Origin of the sequence: Roseateles saccharophilus (assembly GCF_004342485.1) — a bacterium.
Classification (GTDB): domain Bacteria; phylum Pseudomonadota; class Gammaproteobacteria; order Burkholderiales; family Burkholderiaceae_C; genus Pelomonas; species Pelomonas saccharophila.
On sequence record NZ_SMBU01000049.1, the window covers coordinates 1 to 17125 of the forward strand.

Annotated in this window: 17 protein-coding genes and 1 tRNA gene; 2 read left to right on the top strand and 16 right to left on the bottom strand. The window is 68.4% G+C overall.

Going from position 1 to position 17125, the window contains the following annotated elements; all coding sequences use genetic code 11:
• Positions 1 to 183 (top strand): ATP-binding protein (locus EV671_RS23930; protein ID WP_165917703.1); only part of this gene is annotated, 183 nt, incomplete at its 5' end.
• Here EV671_RS23930 and EV671_RS23935 read toward each other — a convergent pair.
• The 6 genes from EV671_RS23935 to EV671_RS23955 form a co-directional block, all read right to left on the bottom strand.
• Positions 129 to 854 (bottom strand): OmpA family protein, encoded by a 726-nt coding sequence (locus tag EV671_RS23935; protein WP_132576432.1) that lies wholly within the window; start codon positions 852 to 854, stop codon positions 129 to 131. The two genes, EV671_RS23930 and EV671_RS23935, sit on opposite strands and share 55 nt — an antisense overlap.
• Positions 855 to 1152: 298 nt before the next feature.
• Positions 1153 to 2121 carry an ABC transporter substrate-binding protein gene (locus EV671_RS23940; protein WP_132576433.1) on the bottom strand — a complete coding sequence of 323 codons (969 nt, stop codon included), beginning with the start codon at positions 2119 to 2121 and terminating at the stop codon, positions 1153 to 1155.
• A gap of 258 nt (positions 2122 to 2379) precedes the next feature.
• The gene (ureC, locus tag EV671_RS23945) at positions 2380 to 4101 is read right to left on the bottom strand and encodes an urease subunit alpha (protein WP_132576434.1); all 1722 of its coding nucleotides are present in this window, start codon (positions 4099 to 4101) and stop codon (positions 2380 to 2382) included.
• The gene (locus EV671_RS23950; protein ID WP_132576435.1) at positions 4098 to 4403 is read right to left on the bottom strand and encodes an urease subunit beta; all 306 of its coding nucleotides are present in this window, start codon (positions 4401 to 4403) and stop codon (positions 4098 to 4100) included. Before EV671_RS23950 ends, ureC begins: the two co-directional genes overlap by 4 nt.
• Entirely contained in the window at positions 4403 to 4573 is a 171-nt protein-coding gene (locus tag EV671_RS26885) for a hypothetical protein (RefSeq protein WP_165917704.1), read from the bottom strand. The genes EV671_RS23950 and EV671_RS26885 overlap by 1 nt, the downstream gene beginning before the upstream one ends.
• An 18-nt stretch (positions 4574 to 4591) precedes the next feature.
• Positions 4592 to 4894, bottom strand: a complete 303-nt coding sequence (locus tag EV671_RS23955) for an urease subunit gamma (protein ID WP_132576436.1) — start codon at positions 4892 to 4894, stop codon at positions 4592 to 4594.
• A gap of 318 nt (positions 4895 to 5212) precedes the next feature.
• Here EV671_RS23955 and EV671_RS23960 point away from each other — a divergent pair, with 318 nt between their 5' ends.
• Entirely contained in the window at positions 5213 to 6295 is a 1083-nt protein-coding gene (locus EV671_RS23960) for an NHL repeat-containing protein (protein WP_132576437.1), read from the top strand.
• A 2-nt stretch (positions 6296 to 6297) separates the two neighbouring features.
• On the opposite strand, the gene EV671_RS23965 is transcribed toward EV671_RS23960, so the two are convergent.
• The 10 genes from EV671_RS23965 to fdnG all read right to left on the bottom strand — a co-directional run bounded on the left by EV671_RS23965 (position 6298) and on the right by fdnG (position 16842).
• On the bottom strand, positions 6298 to 6891 hold the full coding sequence (locus EV671_RS23965) for a nitroreductase family protein (protein WP_132576438.1): 594 nt from the start codon (positions 6889 to 6891) through the stop codon (positions 6298 to 6300).
• 20 nt (positions 6892 to 6911) lie between these two features.
• A complete protein-coding gene (locus EV671_RS23970; RefSeq protein ID WP_132576439.1) occupies positions 6912 to 7289 on the bottom strand; it encodes a DsrE family protein in 378 nt (125 codons plus the stop codon).
• The gene (locus EV671_RS23975; protein ID WP_132576440.1) at positions 7286 to 7726 is read right to left on the bottom strand and encodes a glycine cleavage system protein H; all 441 of its coding nucleotides are present in this window, start codon (positions 7724 to 7726) and stop codon (positions 7286 to 7288) included. The genes EV671_RS23970 and EV671_RS23975 overlap by 4 nt, the downstream gene beginning before the upstream one ends.
• A 129-nt stretch (positions 7727 to 7855) precedes the next feature.
• A tRNA-Sec gene (locus EV671_RS23980) sits at positions 7856 to 7951 on the bottom strand.
• Between the two features lies 1 nt (position 7952).
• Positions 7953 to 9818 carry a selenocysteine-specific translation elongation factor gene (gene selB, locus EV671_RS23985; RefSeq protein WP_132576441.1) on the bottom strand — a complete coding sequence of 622 codons (1866 nt, stop codon included), beginning with the start codon at positions 9816 to 9818 and terminating at the stop codon, positions 7953 to 7955.
• Positions 9815 to 11239: an L-seryl-tRNA(Sec) selenium transferase gene (gene selA / locus EV671_RS23990; RefSeq protein ID WP_132576442.1), complete on the bottom strand. Its 1425-nt coding sequence runs from the start codon at positions 11237 to 11239 to the stop codon at positions 9815 to 9817. The genes selB and selA overlap by 4 nt, the downstream gene beginning before the upstream one ends.
• Complete coding sequence (gene fdhE / locus EV671_RS23995; RefSeq protein ID WP_132576443.1) at positions 11239 to 12243, bottom strand: formate dehydrogenase accessory protein FdhE; 1005 nt, start codon at positions 12241 to 12243, stop codon at positions 11239 to 11241. The genes selA and fdhE overlap by 1 nt, the downstream gene beginning before the upstream one ends.
• The gene (locus tag EV671_RS24000) at positions 12240 to 12863 is read right to left on the bottom strand and encodes a formate dehydrogenase subunit gamma (protein WP_132576444.1); all 624 of its coding nucleotides are present in this window, start codon (positions 12861 to 12863) and stop codon (positions 12240 to 12242) included. Before EV671_RS24000 ends, fdhE begins: the two co-directional genes overlap by 4 nt.
• 11 nt (positions 12864 to 12874) lie before the next feature.
• Complete coding sequence (gene fdxH / locus EV671_RS24005) at positions 12875 to 13768, bottom strand: formate dehydrogenase subunit beta (RefSeq protein WP_132576445.1); 894 nt, start codon at positions 13766 to 13768, stop codon at positions 12875 to 12877.
• Positions 13769 to 13770: 2 nt separating this feature from the next.
• Positions 13771 to 16842 carry a formate dehydrogenase-N subunit alpha gene (gene fdnG, locus EV671_RS24010; protein ID WP_165917705.1) on the bottom strand — a complete coding sequence of 1024 codons (3072 nt, stop codon included), beginning with the start codon at positions 16840 to 16842 and terminating at the stop codon, positions 13771 to 13773.
• Between the last annotated feature and the right edge of the window lie 283 nt (positions 16843 to 17125).

Sequence of the window (17125 nt, forward strand, 5' to 3'; positions counted from 1 at the left end):
TCCATCGTGATTACGTCCAACAGAATCGTCCAGGACTGGGGCCGCTACCTCGGCGACGCCACCATGGCCACCACCATCCTGGACCGGCTCATGCACCGCTGCGCGATGCTCGAGTTCGAGGGCAAGAGCTACCGGCTCAAGGAGGCCTCAGCCCGCCTGCTCATCACCTCGGACCCCACATAATCCCCGCGTCCTGCCTGGAGCAGTTTGGGTGGCCACGAGTGGAGCAGTTTGGGGTGGCCATCGGGGCGCATCACGATCAGCTGAACCCGCCGGTTCGTGCTGCGGCCTTCGCGGGTGTTGTTGTCGGCCAGGGGCGCCGTTTCGCCGTAGCTGATGGTGGCCATGCGCGCCAGCGGCAGGCCGGCGTGGGACAGGTACAGGCGCACGGCTTCGGCCCGCTGCAGGCCCAGTTGCTGGTTCAGCGCATTGCTGCCGGTCGAGTCGGTGTGGCCCTGGATCTCGACGAACACCGGCTGGTTGTCGGCCTTGAGCTTGGCGACGAGCTGGTCGAGTTCGCGGCCGGCCTGCTCGGTGAGCTGGGCGCGGCCCGAACTGAACTTGACCTTGTCATCGGTCAGCATGGTGCTCATCAGCAGGCTGGGCGCGGGCAGTTTCTTGGCGGCCTCGGCGCGCGCTATAGCCTCCTGCTGCAGGGCCTGGATGCGCGCCTCGCTGCCCTGCAGCCGGCCATCCAGGGCCTTGAGGCCGTCGTCATGCGCCTGCACGCGGGTGCCAAGGCCGTCCACGCTGGTCTGCACCGGAGCGACGGTCTCCTTGACGAAATCCTGGGTGGCGCAAGCGCTCAGCAGCAGCACGCTGCTGGCGACGATCAGGGGCGAAATTCTCGACATCGGTGGCACTCGTGGAGGATGAATCAGGAGGCGCGACTCTAGGCATTCCTTCACGGAAAGACGTACCGAGCTGTGAGCAATCCTTGCGTCGTTAACCGGGGCAAACAAAGCCTTACCGTTGTCCGCGACGGCGGACCACGCGGGCGGTGGACTGGCCGCACTCCAGCATTCATCGATTCATCCGCGACGGCGCCATCGACGCTGCTTGGGCATGCGTCAGTGACATGGAGATCAACGCGGGGGAATCAGGCTTTGGGGTTCGCGGGACTCACCCCAACCTACGGGCTTATCCGGACGCCTACTGTATGACCCGATCTGCTCGCCTGAGCACCCCGGGCGAAATCGTCACACCTATTTCGCGCGCCGTATTCAAGTTCACGATGAGCTCATAGCGCTTCACCGTCTCCACAGACAGAGTGCCGAGTTTGGCGCCCTTCAGAACCTTGTCCACATAGACCGCCATGTGTCGGATTGCCTCTGTCTGGCTCGTTCCGTAGGAGACAAGCCCTCCAGCAGCTACCCTCGACGGGGGAAACAGGGTGGGGAGCCGATCCTTCGCTGCAAGGTCCGCGATTTCCTTCGCGTGAACGCCCAGTACCGGCTCCTCCAGTACCAGCAAAGCATCCGCACGTTGCTGCTTGATGGCGGCGAATGCTCCTTCAAGATCCGGATTCGGTCCCGCCAATCTGAGCCGCTGTGGCTGCAGGTCTAGCGTCCGTGCCTGAGCCTCAGCTTCATCGATCAGCGCCTCAGTAACGCCCTGGTCTCCCAGGATCGCCACACGCTTGAGCCCGGGGACAACCTGCTTGAGAAGGTCGAACTGCTTCGCGGCCTGCTGCGGATCAAAGGAAGTAACGCCAGAGAGATTTCCGGCAGGTTGTTCCAGGGTGGGCACGAGTTTGTCCACCACCGGATCAACGACGACCGAGAAGACTATCGGGATGTCGGTGACCAACCTCTTCGCCGCGCGTGCCGTTACGGCCCCCGTCACGGCAAGGACGTCGACTTTGAGGCCCGCCAACTCGGAAAGAATTTCAGGGAACCGCTCATAGTGCCCTTCCGCAAATCGCGCCTCGATGCGGATATTCTGGCCATCGACATAGCCCAGATCGGCAAGACCTTGCCGGAACGCGTCGAATAGCGGAAGGGAACGGCCTTGGGGTGCAAGAAATCCAACGCGCGAGATCCTGGCTGTCTGCTGGGCTTCCGAGGGCAGGAGGAGAAAACTCCCACTCAGGATGAGAACAGTGAGCACTCGTCTCAACATGTGGACCTCCTTGTCGAAGCAATTGCCTGGCCCCCACCCGTCGATTGCCAACGCTACGCCGCCAGAGTGTTTGCCGCAAGCATCGCGATTTCTCCGCGCGCATGTGGGGCACACCAGCCCACCGCTCCTGCAACCCGAATCGCGGTCAGGCGCGGCGGATGTGTCCGAAGCTCGGCAGATTGGGGTGAACGGCGTGAACCCCAACGATTCCGTCGGCGCTAATGCTGGGGTTCGCAAGCTCACCCCAACCTACGGAGTTCAAAACAAGAAATACCTCTGCGCCATCGGCAACTCCTTCGCCGGCTCGCAGGTCAGCAGCACGCCATCCGCCCTCACCTCATAGGTCTGCGCGTCGATCTCCATCGTCGGCAGGTAGTTGTTCAGCAGCATGTCGGTCTTCCTGACCGTGCGGCAGCCCCTCACCGGCACCAGGGTCTTGGCCAGGCCGAGCTTCTCGGCGCTGCCCTGCCCCGCCTGGCTAACGAAGGTCAACGAGCCCTGTGACAGCGCCCCGCCGAAGGCGCCGAACATCGGCCGGTAGTGCACCGGCTGCGGTGTGGGGATGGACGCATTCGCATCGCCCATCGCGGCCGCGGCGATGAAGCCGCCCTTCAGGATCAGCGCCGGCTTCACGCCGAAGAAGGCGGGCTTCCACAGCACCAGGTCGGCCCACTTGCCCACCTCGACGCTGCCCACCTCGTGGCTGATGCCATGGGCCAGTGCGGGGTTGATGGCGAGTTTGGCGAGGTAGCGCTTCACGCGGGCGTTGTCGTTGCCGGCGCCGTCCCCCGGCAGCGCGCCCCGCTGCACCTTCATCTTGTGCGCGGTCTGCCAGCAGCGCAGGCTCACCTCGCCCACACGGCCCATGGCCTGCGAGTCGGACGAGAACATGCTGATGGCGCCGAGGTCGTGCAGGATGTCTTCGGCGGCGATGGTCTCGCGGCGGATGCGGCTCTCGGCAAAGGCGAGGTCTTCGGCGATGCCCGCGTCCAGGTGGTGGCAGACCATCAGCATGTCGAGGTGCTCGTCCAGCGTGTTGACGGTGAACGGCCGCGTGGGGTTGGTGGAGCTGGGCAGCACATTGGCCTCGCCCACCACCTTCATGATGTCGGGCGCATGGCCGCCGCCCGCGCCTTCGGTGTGGAAACTGTGGATGGTGCGGCCCTTGAAGGCGGCAATCGTGTCTTCGACGAAGCCGCTTTCGTTCAGCGTGTCGGTGTGGATGGCGACCTGGGTGTCGGTCAGCTCGGCCACGTTCAGGCAGTTGTCGATGGCGGCTGGCGTGGTACCCCAGTCCTCGTGCAGCTTCAGGCCGATGGCGCCGGCCTCGATCTGCTGCATCAGGCCCTCGGGGCGGCTGGCGTTGCCCTTGCCCATGAAGCCCAGGTTCATCGGGAAGGCCTCTGCGGCCTTCAGCATCGTCGCGATGTGATGGGGCCCCGGCGTGCAGGTGGTGGCGAGAGTCCCCGTGGCGGGGCCGGTGCCGCCGCCGATCATGGTGGTCACGCCGCTCATCAACGCCTCTTCGATCTGCTGCGGGCAGATGAAGTGGATGTGGGTGTCGATGGCGCCGGGCGTCACGATGAAGCCCTCGCCCGCGATGATCTCGGTGCCGGGGCCGATGACGATGTCCACGCCCGGCTGCACGTCGGGGTTGCCGGCCTTGCCTATTGCCGCGATGCGGCAGCTCCGTAAACCGATGTCGGCCTTGACGATGCCCCAGTGGTCGACGATGACGACGTTGGTGATGACGGTGTCGACCGCATCGCCCGGGCCCGGCCCGTTCGGTCGCTGGGACTGGCCCATGCCGTCGCGCACGGTCTTGCCGCCGCCGAACTTCACTTCCTCGCCGTAACCACCCGAGCGCAGCGTGAAGTCCTGTTCGATCTCGATGACGAGGGCGGTGTCGGCCAGGCGCAGCCTGTCGCCGACGGTGGGGCCGAGCATCTCGGCATAGGCGCGGCGGGAGATCCTGGTCATAGCTTGCCCTGAACCAAACCGCGGAAGCCCCAGACGGCGCGGTCGCCGGCCAGCTCGACGAGCTCGACGGTGCGCGTCTGCCCGGGCTCGAAGCGCACGGCCGTGCCGCTGCAGATGTCGAGCCGCATACCGCGCGCAGCCTCGCGGTCGAAGCTCAGCGCCGCATTGGTCTCGGCGAAGTGGTAGTGCGAGCCGACCTGGATGGGCCGCGTGCCGGCGTTGGCGACCTTGAGCGTCAGCTTGCGGCGGCCGGGGTTGAGTTCGTGCTCGCCTTCGGCGGTGATGAGTTCGCCCGGGATCATCACTTGCGGCCCTTCACCAGCCACCACAGCGCGGCACCGCCCGCGGCCACCAGGACCGACAGGCCGGCACTGTCCCAACCGTGCAGGTGCAGGGCCGGCGCGCCGTGGCCGTCATGGGCCAGGGCCGAGGCGCAGGCAATCAACGGCAGCAGGAAAAGCATCTTGCGCATGGTGAACCTCTCACCCTCTTAGAGGATGGGTTGGTGGACGGTGACCAGCTTGGTGCCGTCGGGAAAGGTGGCCTCGACCTGGATCTCCGGGATCATCTCGGGCACGCCGTCCATCACGTCGCCGCGGGCCAGCACCTCGCGGCCCTCGCTCATCAGCTGGGCGACGGTCTTGCCGTCGCGCGCGCCTTCGAGAATGGCGGCGCTGATCAGCGCGACGGCCTCGGGGTAGTTGAGCTTCAGGCCGCGTGCCTTGCGCCGCTCGGCCAGCAGTGCGGCGGTGAAGAGCAGGAGCTTGTCTTTTTCACGCGGAGTCAGTTCCATCTCACTTGGCTCGATATTTTTTTCAGTCAGGGCATGCGCCCGAGAAGGCTGGGCGCGGCAGCCGGCCCGCCCGAGTTTCCGACGCCAGACAAGCAAGCGTGAACCGTGCCAACCCCACCCGACCAGGGGCAACACATTCGGGTCGAGTTGATTTTCAAGTTCAAACGAGGGATGTCGGCCACGTTGACAGTCCCCGCCCTTGACCGGCCTGGCTTCCGAAAAAGTCCTTGCAAATCAAACACCTGAACGCATGGGCCAGATATTGCATAAGGCGTCGATGTACTGAGTCATTTCTGCTCTATCAATGAGGAGGCAAGCATGATCCGTCCAACCCCCTTCCTTCGTCTGGCGGGCCTGGGCCTGCTGATGGCCAGCGGCGGCGCCAGTGCCGCGGTGACGTTTTCGACCTTCATCCAGTCGAGCGACATCAACGCCACGCTGGGCCAGAACAACACCATCGCCATCACCTATGCCGGCGACAAGTTTGTGGGCAGCGTCTATTTCGGCAGCAACAACCTGCAGCTCTACCAGAGCGACCTGAATGGCGGCAATGTGCAGAAGTTCGGCGCCCCGATGCCCTCGGGCGGCGGCGAGCCCGTCGTGGCCGCGGGCCTGGGCCAAGCCGGTTTTGCGGCCGGCGCGATCTACGCATCGGGCTCCGACAGCCGGATCTACCGCTATGCCTCCAGCGGCGGCTCTCCGGTGCTGTTCGGCAGCACCGACGACGGTTCGGGCGTGCGCCAGATCTTCTTCGACCCCGGCTCCAGCTTCGGCGGCCGGATGCTCGTGACGACGACCTCGGGCCACATCCTGAGCTACGACTCCAGCGGCACGCGAACCCTGATCGCCAGCGTCGGCGAAGACACCGAGGGCATGGACATCGCGTCCAGCCACTTCGGCAAATACGCCGGCCAACTGCTGGTGGCCTCGGAGGGTTCGGGCCAGATCCGCGCGATCAAGTCCGACGGCACCGTGACGGTGCTGCAGCTTCTCAACGCCAGCGGCGGTGCCATGCGGATTTCCGCGGCCGAAACCGTCAGCACGGTGCCGCTGGATCTGGGCGTTTCGGGCAATCCGCTGGAAGGCTTCTATGTCGCCAACTATGCGACCGATGTGCAGAAGGCCGGCGCTAGCCAGTTCTCCGGCCTGCTGGGCGACACCATCGTGACCAGCGAATTCAGCTCGAACTCGCCGCTCTGGGACCTGCACTACAACGGCGACGCGCTGGACAACTTCACCGTCACCCAGGTGGGCACGCTGCCCGCCCAGTCCGAGGACGGCATCTTCGTGACGGCCCAGCGCATCAACGACGTGAACAACAACGTGCCCGAGCCCGAAGCCTTGGTCTTGCCGGCGCTGCTCGCCGCGGGCTTGGCTGGCCGGCGCCAGCGCAAGGGCTGAACTCAGCTTGGCCGGGCTGCTGCCGGCCAGTCAAGCAGCACCTCGTCCACACCCGGCTTGCGCGACGGGCCGGCCGGGCGGCGTACCGGCGTGCCCAGCGCGATCCAGCCCACCAGCGTCTCGCCCGGCGCGCAGAAGGCCGCCGCGATGGCCGGGTTGCGCACCTTGGCACCGCTGAGCATCTTGCCGCCGAAGCCGAGCAGATGCGCCGCCGTCAGGAAGTTGCTGATGGCGCCGCCCACGGCCGCCCATTGCTCGTGGGCCGGCACCTGCGGATGGCCGAGGTCGATGCGGGCGACGACGGCCACGGTGAGCGGAGGCCTCAGCGCGCGCTCCGCGTCCAGGGCCGCACCCTCCTCGCCCTTGCCGGCCGCGCGGGCCGCGTCGGCGAACAGCGCGGCCATGCCCTCCTTCGCGGCGCCGCGCACCAGCTTGAATCGATAGGGCACCAACTCGGCATGATCGGGCGCATGCAGCGCGGCCTGCACCATCAGCGCCAGTTGCTCGTCGCCCGGCCCCGGCTCGACGAGATGCTTGGGTCCGACGGAATGACGGCCCAGCAGGGCCTGCAAGGCTGCGTGTTCGGGAGTGTTCATCGCGCCAGTGTGCTGCAAGCTCAGAAGACCAGCGCCGTCCAGGCCGGATCGGCCGCGCGGGCCTGGTACTGCACGGCGCCGCCATGATGGCGAGCGGCCGGGATCAGGTCGGCCATCGTCAAACCCTGCGCCCTGAGCGAATCCGAGCAGGCGAAGAAGCGCGCGCCATGGTCGAGCGCGTCCTGCATCCAGCCGGCGATGGTCTTGTCGAAGTGCTCCGACGCGCGCAGCGCCTCGGCCACGCCGGGCCTGAGCAGCTGCACCGCGCGGGCCGAGAAATAGACCTCGACCTGCAGCTCCATCGCCGCCGCCGCGGCCGCGTGCGCGAACGGAGTGGCCAGGCGCACGGGCACGTCGGGGTCCGCACCCCAGAGCAGGATCGCGAGGCCGGTCTTCATGGCTTGTCGGCGAGCCTGTTCAGCCATGCCCATTCCTGCATCGCCGCGCCGATGGCTTCCGCGCCGATCGCGAGCCCGGCCTTCTCGGCCTCCAGCGCCGAGGGCGCTAGCTCGACCAGCCAGCCGGCCTCATAGGGCGACTGGTGGACCAGCTCGGGTCTCTCCTCCAGGGCTTCGTTGACCCGCACGACCCGCCCCGACAGCGGCGACTTCACCGACACGATGGACTTGGCCAGCTCGACGACGCCGATGGAGCGGCCCTGCGCCACGTCGCTGCCCACCGGCTTGGGCCGGCACATATAGATGTCGCCCGAGGCCTTCAGCCCCAAGGCCGTGATGCCGATACGCACCTTGCCGTCGGGCAGGGGCTGGGCCCAGGTCTGGTCCTCGGCCCAGAGCCAGAACCCCTCCGGGACTTCGGCGCCGGCGATCAGCACGGTGCCTCCACGAAGGTTCGATGGGCGTAGCGAGCGGGCTCAGATTGCGTCGAGTAGCGCAGCCGTACACCCGTACGGCGAGCAACGCAGGCGCGAGATGTGCCCGCGCAGTAGCCCAGCGGGCCCTCGTGGCGGAAAGAGGTGGGAGTCGAACCCACCCGGCGGCGCGTGGCGCCACCCACCGGGTTTGAAGCCCGGCCGACACACCGGTGTCGTTCTCTTTCCATCAATTCGATGCTCCGTCGAACAGCGCGCTGTCCGCGCGCAGCCGGTGCTCGTCGCCCACGCGCCGCAGCAGCCCGACGCGGTCGAAATGCTCCAGCACCTGGATGGCGCGCTTGCGGCCCAGGCCGGCCGCGTCGCGAAACGCGCCTGCCGTGACGACACCACCATCCGCCGCCAGGCGCCGGACCGTGGCGGCGAGCGCCGCCATCGTCGCGGTGCTGAAGAACAGGTCCTTCACCACCTGATGCAGCTCACCCTGCTGCGCCAGGCGCGCGAGTGTGGCACGCATCAGCGGCTCGGCCTCGGCGCTGTCGCGGGCCAGGTCACGCGCCCAGGCGCCTTCGACACCCGCGGCGGCCAGCAGCGGCGCGATCTTCTGCGCGATGCGCTGCTCCACGGCCGACAGCTGCACGCCATGCTCGGGCAGGTGGACAAAGGCGCCGCGCTGGCCGATGCGGCCCGTGGCACGCAGGCCGGCCAGCAGCTCGCGCCACAGCGGTTCGGCAATGCGCGGCGCCACCAGCCGGCGCAGCCGCGCGGCATCGGGGCCGAGCTCGTCGGGCGAGCGGGCGTGGAAGTCGGCCAGGGCGGCCAGCAATCTGGCGGTCAGCGCCGCGCTGGCGTCGTCGCCCAGGGCCCAGCCCTGCTGCGGCTCGGCCAGGCCCTCGGCCTGCGCGAAGCGGGCCAGGTCCAGGCCGGTGGCCGACAGGGCCAGCAGGCGCTCACGGCGGCGTGCGGCGGTGGGCAGCTCGCAGGCCGCCAGCTCGGCCAGGCGCTCCGGCGTGCGGCGGTAGCGGGCGGGCGCGAAGGGGTCGAGCACGACGCCGCCGGCCATCGTGCGCGTGGCGCCGGCATCGCGCAGCACCAGGCGGTCGCCGCGCCAGGCGCCGACCGGCGCGTGGCAGACCAGCTGCACGCGGGCCGAGGCGCCGGGTTCGATGGCGTCGCCCTCCAGCACGGCGACGCTGGCCATCACGCTCTGGGCGCCGAGGTGCAGGTGCACGCGCAGGCCCGAGCGCAGCGGCCGGGCCTCGCCGGGCCAGAGGCGGATGCGGGCGTCGAAACGCTCGGTGGCCAGCGCGACGTGGGGCGCCGTCAGCCACTGGCCGCGCGGCGCCTGCTCGCGCGCGAGGCCGGCCAGCGCAACGGCGCAGCGCTGGCCGGCATGCGCGCGCTCCACGGCCTGGTTCTGCGCATGCAGACTCCTGACCCGCGCCCGGTGGCCTTGGATGGCGAGCTCGTCGCCGACGGCGATCTCGCCCGCATGCAGCGTGCCGGTGACGACGGTGCCGACGCCGTCGAGCGTGAAGGCGCGGTCCACCGCAAGGCGGGGCGCGAGGCCGTGCAGCGGGCGCAGCGGCAGGTGGCGGGCCGCGTCGAAGAGCAGCACGCGCAACTCGTGCACGCCCTGGCCGGTCGATACAGACACGACGAGGATGGGCACGGCGTCCAACCCCGTGCCGGCGAGCAGCGCGCGCACCTCGTCCTGCAGCGCGTCGATGCGCGCGGGCTCGGCGCGGTCGGCCTTGGTGATCGCGACGGCGCCGTGCGTGATGCCGAGCAGGCTCAGCACGGCGAGGTGCTCGCGGGTCTGCGGCATCACGCCGTCGTCCGCCGCGACGAGCAGCAGCGCGAAGTCGATGCCGCTGGCGCCAGCCAGCATGGTGTGCACAAGCTTCTCGTGGCCCGGGACGTCGATGAAGCCGATACGCTCCCCGTGATTTGGAACGTCGAGGTAGGCATAGCCCAGCTCGATGCTGATGCCGCGCGCCTTCTCCTCGGGCAGGCGGTCGGTATCCACGCCGGTCAGCGCACGCACCAGCGTGGTCTTGCCGTGGTCGATATGGCCGGCCGTCCCGACGATCACGCGAGCATCTCCTTCAGCAAGCCGAGCTGCGAGGTCAGCAGGGCCGGCTCTTCGAGGCAACGCAGGTCCAGCAGCAGGCGGTCGTCGTGGATGCGGCCGACGACCGGGCGCGGCAGGCCGCGCAGCGCGGTGGCCAGGGCTTCGAGCGTGCGGCCGCGGCCATCGACGGCGGTGATTGCAAGGCCGGCCGAGGGCAGGCGCTCGACGGGCAGCGAGCCCGAGCCGATCTGGCTCTGCAATGCGACCACCTCGACGCCGAAGCGCGGCGCGACGGCGGTGGCGACCTCCGGCAGAAGGCGTTGAGCAAGCGCCGCGATCTGCGCCTGATTTCGGGTCAGGAGTCTCAAGGTCGGCAGGTCCTGCACGAGGCGCTCGGGCCGCAGGTAGAGGCGCAGCGTGGCCTCCAGCGCCGCGAAGGGCAGCTTGGACAGGCGCAGCGCGCGCTTCATCGGGAACTTGCGGATGCGGCCCACCGCCTCACGGCTGCCGACGATGAGGCCGGCCTGCGGGCCGCCGAGCAGCTTGTCGCCGCTGAAGGTGACGACGTCGCAGCCGGCCGCCAGCATGGCCTGGGGCAGCGGCTCGGCGGGCAGGCCGTACTTGGACAGGTCCACCAGCGCACCGCTGCCGAGGTCGGTCATCAGCGGCAGGCCGGCCGCGTGGGCTAGTGGAGCCAGCGTCGCCTCGTCCACCGCGGCGGTGAAGCCCTGCACCTGGTAGTTGCTGGTGTGGACCTTGACGATGAGACCTGTGCGGGGCGTGATGGCCTGCTCGTAGTCGCGCGAGTGGGTGCGGTTGGTCGTACCCACCTCCACCAGCGTGGCGCCGGCTGTGCTCATCACGTCGGGCATACGGAAGGCACCGCCGATCTCGACCAGTTCGCCGCGCGACACGATGGCCTCCCGGCCACGCGCCAGCGCCGCAATGCCCAGCAGCACGGCGGCGGCGTTGTTGTTGACGACGGTGGCGGCCTCGGCGCCTGTCAGTTCGCAGAGCAGGCCCTCGATGAGGTCGTCGCGGTCGCCGCGGCTGCCGCTGTCGAGGTCGAACTCCAGGTTGTTGGGCGAGCCCATCAGCGCCAGCACCTGCTGCAGCGCCGCGTCGGCCAGCAGCGCGCGGCCGAGGTTGGTGTGGATGACGGTGCCGCTCAGGTTGAGCACGGCGCGCATGGAAGGTGCCAGCCGGGCCTGCACACGGGCGGCCAGCATTGGCGCCAGCGCCTCCAGTTCGAGCCGGGTCAGCTGGCCGACGACGGCGCGCGCGCGCAGGCCGTCGAGCAGCACCCTCGCCTCGCCGGCCACCAGCGTGTGGCCGTGCTCGGCCACCAGCGGCGCGCAGTCGCGCAGCAGCTTGTCCAGGGCCGGCAGGTCTTGGGGCCTCGCCTTGGAACCGTGGACCACGGATTCGTCGGGCGTCTTCATCAGTGTCCCTGCCCGGGAGGCGGCGCTTCGTCGGCCTCGCCGAACAGCAGCAGCAGGTTCTGCCCGTGGCGCTGCAGGCCCGCCTCGCTGACGAGCAAATCCAGCGTCAGGCTGGCAAGGTCGTCGGCCAGCGGCTCCAGGCCGTTGTCGCGCGCCGGGTGCATCAGCTTCAGGTAGTGGCCGCATTCGCCGCAGCATTCGGCCTGGACGACGGCGCGGGTGTCGGCGTCGCCACCGTCCGCGGCCACCAGGCTCTGCAGCGAGATGCCCTTGGTGCTCTGGCAACGCGCGCACTTGATGCGCACGTAATGCCACTGCGTCGCGCACAGGCCGCAGGCCAGGTAGCGCGCGCCCTCGGCGCCCAGGCGCTCGACGGACGCGACCGGCGGCGAGCCGCAGCAGGGGCAGGCCGTGGGGTCGTCGATGCGGCCGAAGGGCACCACCGGGCCACCGGCATGGGCCGCGGCCGTCTGCTGCACCAGGCGCACCCAGTGCAGCTGCAGGCCGGCCGCGATCAGCGGCGCACCGGCCAGGTCCAGGCCGAGCATGACGCCGGACCGCAGGCGGCCGGCCTGGGTTTCCAGATGTTCGTCGCTGGCCTGGGCCAGTAGCAGCGCGGTGGCGCGGGCCGGGCCTTCGGCCACATGACGGGCCAGGTCGGCCAGCAGCTCGCGCAGGGATTCGCGCCAGACGGCCGCGCGCGGCCAGGGCATCGGGCCGTCGGCCGGCAGCAGGGGCTCACCCGCATGGGCGGCCGCGGCGACGTCGGCCGCCGACGGCAGCGGCACGGCGAGCGGGCGCGACAGCGCGCGGTGCTGAGCCTCGGCCACTTCGGCGACGAAGAGCAGGAAGTCGCGCATCGCATGGCCCTCGGCCAGCGCGCGCAGGCGCAGCGCCCGCTCGGCGAACACGCCGGGCTCGGGCAGGTGCAGGAAGCTCAGCTGCTCGCCGGCACGGACGGCGATCTCTTCGGGGCTGAGGATTTTCTGAGTGCCGAGGGTCATTGCTTGCCCGTCATTTCGCGATGCCACAGCGCGTGATTCTGGCGGGCCCAGGCCTCGGACACGTCGCCACGCGTCATCGCGCGGATCGTGCCCTTGACCCAGATCGCCGCATAGACGTGGACGATGACGGTCAGGATCAGCACGGTGGCCGACAACGCATGCAACACGACGGCGATGCGGCGCAGCAGGATGGGGAAGGCGTTGGCGAACCAGGGCTGCCAGAACAGGAAGCCGGTCAGCACGAGGACGGCCAGGCAAGCGGCCATCAGCCAGAACATCCGCTTCTGGCCGCCGTTGTAGCGGCCCGCGGGCGGCATGCGGCTCTTGTCGCCGCGCAGCATGTCGCCGCTGTGCTTGAGCCACTCGCGGTCGGCGTCGTTCATGACGTTGTACTGCCTGAGCTTGACGAACATGACGAGGAAGCAGGCCGCCATCGCCAGACCCATGAAGGGGTGCAGGATGCGCGCCCAGACGCCGCCGCCGAACAGCGCGCTGAGAAAGTACAGGCCCGGATGGAAGAAGGCCAGGCCCGACAGCCCCGCGCCGAGGAAGAACAGCACGATGAGCCAGTGGTTGGTGCGCTCACCCGAGGTGTAGCGCGGCAGGTAGCGGATGCCCATGATGAGTCTCCTCAACGCTTGTCGGCGGTTTCTTCTTCGCCGGCCTCATCCTTGGTCTCGATGGGCCCGACGCGGGTGTAGTGGAAGAAGCCGGCCACGGCCGCGCCGATCATGGCCGCGATGGCCAGCGGCTTGGCCGCGCCCTTCCACAGCGAGACCAGCGGGCTGATCCTGGGGTCGGCCGGCAGGCCGTGGTAGAGCTCGGGCTTGTCGGCATGCTGCAGCACGTAGACGACATGGGTGCCGCCCACGCCCTTGGGGTCGTAGACGCCGGCGTTGGCATAGCCGCGCTCCTTCAGGTCGGTCACGCGTTCGGCGCCGAAGTCCAGCATGTCCTCCTTGGTGCCGAAGCGGATCGCACCGGTCGGGCAGGCCTTGGCGCAGGCCGGCTCCAGGCCCACGCCGACGCGGTCGGAACAGAGGCTGCACTTGTAGGCCTTACTGTCGACCTGGCTGATGCGCGGCACGTCGAAGGGGCAGCCGGTCACGCAGTTGCCGCAGCCGATGCAGTGCTCGGAGATGAAGTCCACGATGCCGTTCGTGTACTTCACGATGGCACCGGGCGCCGGGCAGCTCTTCAGGCAGCCCGGGTCCTCGCAGTGCATGCAGCCGTCCTTGCGGATCAGCCATTCCAGCTTGCCCTGCTCGACCTCCACTTCGGAGTAGCGCATCACCGTCCAGCTCTGCGGCGTGAGGTCGCGCGGGTTGTCGTAAGCGCCGACGTTGTCGCCGACCTCGTCGCGCAGGTCGTTCCACTGCATGCAGGCCACCTGGCAGGCCTTGCAGCCGATGCAGGAGGACACGTCGATGAGCTTGGCGACCTCGGCGACATGGGTGCGCGCCTGGGTGGGCGGCGTCGTCGTGGCCGAGCGCTTGGCGATGTCAAGGGATTGAAGGGATGACATGGTCAGGCCTTTTCAATGTTGACGGTGAAGCTCTTGAACTCCGGCGTCTGCGTGTTCGCGTCGCCCACGAAGGGCGTCAGCGTGTTGACGAGATAGCCGGGCTTGGCCAGCCCCACGAAGCCCCAGTGGTTGGGCAGGCCCACGGTGTGCACGCGCTTGCCGTCCACGTCCAGCGACGCGATGCGCTTGCTCACCACCACCACGGCCTTGATGAAGCCGCGGTTGCTGCTGACCTTGACCCAGTCGCCGTTGGCGATGCCCTTCTCCTTGGCCAGTTCCTCGCCGATCTCGACGAACTGCTGCGGCTGCACGATGGCGTTGGTCAGCGCGTGCTTGGTCCAGTAGTGGAAGTGCTCGGTCAGCCGGTAGCTGGTGGCCACATACGGGAAGTCCTTGGGCGTGCCGAAGGCCTCCATGTCGCCCTTGAAGACGCGTGCGGCCGGGTTGGACTTGGCCTTGGCGTTGCCGGGGTGCATGGGGTTGGCTGCCAGCGGCGTCTCGAAGGGCTCGTAGTGCTCGGGCAGCGGGCCGTCCGCCATGCCGCTGGGCGCGAACAGCCGCGCCACGCCCTCGCCGGTCATGATGAAGGGCCGCACCGCGTCGGCATCGGCCGGGTTGGCATCGGGCCGGATGTCGGGCACGTCGGAGCCGCCCCATTTCTCGCCGTTCCAGGCGACGAGCTTGCGCTTCGCGTTCCAGGGCCTGCCGGTGGTGTCGCAGGACGCCGTGTTGTAGAGCACGCGCCGGTTGGCCGGCCAGGCCCAGGCCCAGTTCAGCGTCTGGCCGATGCCCCAGGGGTCGGCGTTGTCGCGCCGGGCCATCTGGTTGCCGGCCTGGGTCCAGGCGCCGGCATAGATCCAGCAACCCGAGGACGTGCTGCCGTCGTCGCGCAGCAGGCTGAAAGCCCCGAGTTGCTCGCCCGCCTTGGCCAGCACCTTGGTCGGGTCCTTGGGGTCCAGCACATCGGCCAGGGCCTTGCCGTTGTACTCGCGGGCCAGTTCCTCGGCGGAGGGGCTGGTGGGCTGCAGATAGGGCCAGGTCAGGTTGACGATGGGGTCGGGGAAGGCGCCGCCCTCCTTCACATAGGCGGCCTTCATGCGCGTGAACAGCTCGGCGATGATCTCCGCGTCGCCCTTGGCCTCGCCCGGGGGTTCGGCGCCCTTCCAGTGCCACTGAAGCCAGCGGCCGGAGTTGGTGAGCGAGCCCTCCTCCTCGGCAAAGCAGGTGCTGGGGAAGCGGAACACCGTGGTCTGGATCTCCTCGCTCTTCACGTCGTTGTGCTCGCCGTAGTTCTTCCAGAACTCGGCGGTCTCGGTGTTGAGCGGGTCGATGATGACGAGGTACTTCAGCTTGGACAGGCCGGCGATGATCTTCTTCTTGTTCGGGAAGGAGCCCACCGGGTTGAAGCCCTGGCAGATGTAGCCGTTGAGCTTGCCCTGGCCCATCAGCTCGAAGGCCTGCAGCACGTCGTAGCCCTTGTCCCACTTGGGCAGGTAGTGGAAGGCCCAGTCGTTCTCCTTGGTCGCGGCCTTGCCCCACCAGGCCTTTTGCTGGCTGACGAAGAACTTGGGGTAGTTCTGCCAGAAGCTCATCTGGCCGGGGCGCAGCGGCTTGGTCGCGCGGGGCTTGTAGTAGGTCTCGAGGTCCTGCTCGCTGTCGCGAGCCAGGCTCATATAGCCGGTCAGCGAGGTCGACAGCAGGCCCAGGTCGGTCAGGCCCTGGATGTTGCTGTGGCCGCGCAGCGCATTCATGCCGCCGCCGGGCAGGCCGATATTGCCCAGCAGCAGCTGCATGATGGCGCCGGTGCGGATCATCTGCGAGCCCTGGCTGTGCTGCGTCCAGCCCAGCGCGTACATGATGGTCATGACCTTGTCGGGCCTGGCCGTCTCCGCGATCATTTCGCAGACCTTCAGGAACTTGTCCTTGGGCGTGCCAGTGACCTTGCTGACCTGCTCGGGCGTGTAGCGCGCGTAGTGCGCCTTCATCACGTTGAGCACGCAGCGCGGGTGCGCCAGCGTGGGGTCGACCTTGGCGAAGCCTTTCTCGTCAAGCTCATAGCCCCAGCTCTTGGGGTCGTAGCGGCGCTTGGCCTCGTCATAGCCCGAGAAGATGCCGTCCTCGAACTTGTAATCCTCGCCGACGATGAAGCTGGCGTTGGTGTAGTTCTTGACGTACTCGTGCTGGATCTTGTCGTTGGAGAGCAGGTAGTTGATGACGCCGCCCAGGAAGGCGATGTCGGAGCCGGCGCGGATGGGCGCGTAGTAGTCGCTCATTGCGGCCGAGCGCGTGAAGCGCGGGTCCACGACGACCAGCCTGGCCTTGTTGTGATGCTTGGCCTCGATGACCCACTTGAAGCCGCAGGGGTGGGCCTCGGCCGCATTGCCGCCCATGATCAGCACGACATCGGCGTTCTTGATGTCAACCCAGTGGTTGGTCATCGCACCGCGCCCAAACGTCGGGGCCAGACTGGCCACCGTCGGGGCGTGTCAGACGCGCGCCTGGTTGTCGAAGACCAGCATCCCCATCGAGCGCATCGCCTTGTGGGTGATGTAGCCCGATTCGTTGGACGACGCGCTCGCGCACAGCATGCCGGTGCTCAGCCAGCGGTTGACCGTCTTGCCGTCGGCGTTCTGAGCGATGAAGTTGGTGTCGCGGTCGGCCTTCATCAGCTTGACGAGGCGGTCCAGGGCCTCGTCCCAGCCGACGCGCTTCCATTCCTTGCTGCCGGGCTCGCGGATCTCCGGGAACTTCAGCCGGTTGGGGCTGTGCACGAAATCCAGCAGGCCGGCGCCCTTGGGGCAGAGCGTGCCGCGGTTGACCGGGTGGTCGGGGTCGCCCTCGATGTGGATGATGGACGATCGGACGTTCTTGGCCTTGTCGCCCAGCGAGTACATGATGATGCCGCAGCCCACCGAGCAATAGGTGCAGGTGTTGCGGGTCTCGGTCGCCCGGGAGAGCTTGAAGTTGCGCGTCTCGGCCAGCGCGGCCGTCGGCGAGAACCCCAAGGCCACGAGGCTGGATGCTGCCAGCCCCGCGCCGCTCACCCGGAAGAACTGCCTCCGGTTCATGTCCATACGCTTGTCTCCAAGTCTGATCCGCCGGCCGCCACGCGACCCGCTCGGGCATTTCGGCACAAGCGCGGGCGCATGTCCAGAGAGGGGGAATCCCATGCCGCACGAGGCTGACCGACAGCCTGTCCAGTCGGGCGGCCGATGCACCGGCCGGCGCGCCGCAGGCTGCGACAACTTGTCGCGCATCGCGCCTGAACCCGGGGAAACCCGCCGACAGACTGTCGCGGCGGCAGGCACAAAAATATTGCGACGGGCGCGGCGCCGGCCCCACAGCCCTGTGCCTGCA